The 1061-nt window shown below is 66.2% G+C and carries 2 protein-coding genes and 1 pseudogene; 1 reads left to right on the top strand and 2 read right to left on the bottom strand.

Annotation, left to right across the window (positions count from 1 at the left end):
- Positions 1-231, bottom strand: a pseudogene (locus tag DMC18_RS23060) (acetyl-CoA carboxylase, biotin carboxyl carrier protein); the annotation flags it as partial.
- Positions 232-271: 40 nt separating this feature from the next.
- Positions 272-715, bottom strand: a complete 444-nt coding sequence (locus DMC18_RS23055; protein ID WP_110133346.1) for a type II 3-dehydroquinate dehydratase — start codon at positions 713-715, stop codon at positions 272-274.
- A gap of 78 nt (positions 716-793) precedes the next feature.
- On the opposite strand from DMC18_RS23055, the gene thiS reads away from it, so the two are divergent.
- Complete coding sequence (thiS, locus tag DMC18_RS23050; RefSeq protein ID WP_058346516.1) at positions 794-994, top strand: sulfur carrier protein ThiS; 201 nt, start codon at positions 794-796, stop codon at positions 992-994.
- Positions 995-1061 lie beyond the last annotated feature (67 nt).

Below are 1061 nucleotides of genomic sequence, written 5' to 3'. Positions count from 1 at the left end.
CGCGGCGACCGGGGCCGGGGCGGCCAGCGGCGCGGCCGCGGCGGCCGGAGCGGCCTGGACGTAGGCGGTCGGGGCGACGGTCAGTTCACGGGCGACGCGGATCTTCAGGCCGGCATGCTCGACCTCGATCTCGCTCAGGCCGGTGTCCTTCAGGATGTCGGCGAGCTTGCGGACGAGGCGGGCGTCGATCGACGGGGTTTCGACCGTCTCGGGAGCCTTCGGAGTGGACATTGAAATCGTACCTTATGGTTCTGGGCCGGGAGCGCGGACGTCAGTCGGCGCTGATCAGTCCGGCGGCGGCCTCGATGGCCAGTTCATAGCTTGCCGCGCCGAAGCCCGAGACCAGGCCCGTCGCGGCAAGCGAAACGAAGGTGTGGCGACGGAACTCTTCCCGCGCCGCAGGGTTCGACAGGTGACACTCGATGACCGGGATATTCAAGGTCTTCAGGGCGTCGAGGAGGGCGATGGAGGTGTGTCCATAACCCGCCGGATTGATCACGAGCGCGCTGGCCTCGGTGCGAGCTTCCTGCACCCAGTCGATCAGCACGCCTTCGTGATTGCTCTGCCGGAAAACGACGGAAAGCCCCTTGGCCGCGGCCCGCGCTTCGCAGCGCTTGCGCACGTCATCCAGGGTGTCCTTGCCGTATATCTCGGGCTCCCGCGTTCCCAACAGGTTGAGATTGGGCCCGCTCAGCACATGGATCGGTTTGACCATTCGGCTCCGCCGTCGATTCCGGAGGTCTTGTATAGCCGGTTCCCTCGCGTCACAAGCATGCCTCGCTTCGGAGGTGAGATGAGACTTCTACTGAACGGCGAAGACCGCCAATTCGACGGCGTCGCCAGCATCGCGGACCTGGTGGCCGCCCTTGGCCTGGACGCGCGCAAGGTGGCGGTCGAGCGCAACCTCGAGATCGCCCCGCGCTCGCTCTATGCCGACACGGCGCTGGCCGACGGGGATCGGATCGAGATCGTGACCTTTATTGGTGGTGGGTGACTGAAAGTCCTTCTCCCCTTGCGGGAGAAGGTGGCGGCCGAAGGCCGTCGGATGAGGGGTCTCTCAG

Source organism: Caulobacter sp. D5 (genome assembly GCF_003185805.1).
Taxonomy (GTDB): domain Bacteria; phylum Pseudomonadota; class Alphaproteobacteria; order Caulobacterales; family Caulobacteraceae; genus Caulobacter.
Note: the sequence above shows the minus strand (reverse complement) of the source record. Positions and strands in the feature narration are given on the sequence as shown.

What these genes read in the sequence shown, in the direction of transcription:
- DMC18_RS23055 (WP_110133346.1), bottom strand. Translation starts at nt 715, where the DNA reads ATGGTCAAACCGATCCATGTGCTGAGCGGGCCCAATCTCAACCTGTTG.
- thiS (WP_058346516.1), top strand. Translation starts at nt 794, where the DNA reads ATGAGACTTCTACTGAACGGCGAAGACCGCCAATTCGACGGCGTCGCC.